At 41.6% G+C, this 1,651-nt stretch carries 1 protein-coding gene; it reads left to right on the forward strand.

Translation table 11 applies throughout. The features are described 5' to 3' along the window. Nucleotides 1-351: 351 nt before the first annotated feature. Nucleotides 352-1,651: PAS domain-containing protein (locus MMIC_RS12350; protein WP_143144962.1), on the forward strand; the 1,300-nt coding region annotated here is incomplete at its 3' end.

Consider the following 1,651-nt stretch of genomic DNA (forward strand, 5'->3'; position numbering starts at 1 on the left):
ATCATTGTGACATTATAGAGACCGGAAATGAGAGCTGGAGATTCAAAAATAGAGCATGATTTAAACAGACTTTAGGGGGGTCAAAATTGGACGCTGATGGGGGGTCAATTTTGGGTGCTGATTGACATGTAACCATAAGGGCTTCAAAATAAATGCTTTTTAGAGTTTACTATTTTGATAGCTTCATAATTATAAATCATAGAATTATAATATAATTATGTTAAGGTGGCATCATAATTGAAAAAACTACCCTTAGGAACTTTATAGCATGCGGGAGCTGATCTGAAAGATTAGAGTAGTAATCAATTTGATTAAAGATTTGAATTCATCAAGAGGAATAGAGGTTACATAATGGCAAAGAACTCTAATTATCGGGAAGCTTTTGAGTCTAGTAATGATGCAATTGTATGTAGCGATGAATCAGGCCTGATTCAACTCTGGAATCCTGCAGCTGAAAAGATGTTTGGTTATGAGGCTGTCGAAGCTGTTGGCCAACCTCTCACCATATTGATGAGTACGGCCAATCAGAAAAAACACCAGATCGGCTTTAGTCATTTCTTACTCACAGGTGAGCCTCGAACTCTAGGGGAAATAGTTGAAGTAAATGCGCAAAAAAAAGATGGTACAATTTTACCAATTGAGCTCTCACTTTCTTCCAGAAAGAGAGCTGATGGTTGGCATTTTACTGCTATTATGCGTGATATTTCGGAGCGCAACCATTTAGATGATATTCTGAAAGAGAGTGAAAGTCGCTTTCGTAGCATTTCAGAATCATTGCCGATGGGAATGCATGTCTATCAATTAGATGCCGATGAAAAACTGGTTTTCATAGATTCAAACCCGGCTGCCGATTTGATGTTGGGGGTGGATAACAGCCAGTTGATCGGCAGGGAGATTGAGCAGGCCTTTCCATCCGTGGTGAAATCCGGGATGTCTCAACGGTTTATCGAAGCAGCAAGGGATGGTATTGCCTGGCAAACGGAACAGCTTGATTATGAGGATGAAAAAATCATCGGGGCGTTTGAAATTTATGCGTTCCAGATAAGCCCCGGTCGCATGGCGGCCATATTTTCAAACATCACTGAGCGCAAACAGATTGAGGCGGATTTACACAGATCGGAAAGCCATCTGACCACCCTCACGGAAGCCATGGTTGATGCAATGTTTTCAGTTAATATGCCTGAAAGGCGCATCACATACGCTAATCAGGCGATGCGGCAATTGTTTGGATATTCGCTGGAAGAGGTCATTGGCGAAACTACTGAGATGTTCTATCCGGATGAAGCTGCTTTTCTCGCCTTTGGTCAGAAAATACAACACTCTCTCGCTCGAGGTGAATCCCACATTCAATCTGAAGAAATGCTACTTGCTAAGAATGGCAATCTTTTTTGTGCCGAAGTTTCAACGTCATTCATTTATTCTGATGGGGTGCTTTCTGATGTCATCAGCATCGTTCGTGATATTTCTGAGCGTAAACAAGCTGAAGGACGTGTGCGTGAAAGCGAGCGTATGCTGAAAGAAGCACAACGCATTGGTCATATGGGGAATTGGGAATTCGATCTGATTCGTGACAGTGCGGTTTTTTCTGATGAGAGCTACCGTATTTTTGGTGTATCGAAGGATATTATCGACGGAACATTTAAATCTTTTT

Origin of the sequence: Mariprofundus micogutta (assembly GCF_001895085.1) — a bacterium.
Taxonomy (GTDB): Bacteria; Pseudomonadota; Zetaproteobacteria; order Mariprofundales; family Mariprofundaceae; genus Mariprofundus; species Mariprofundus micogutta.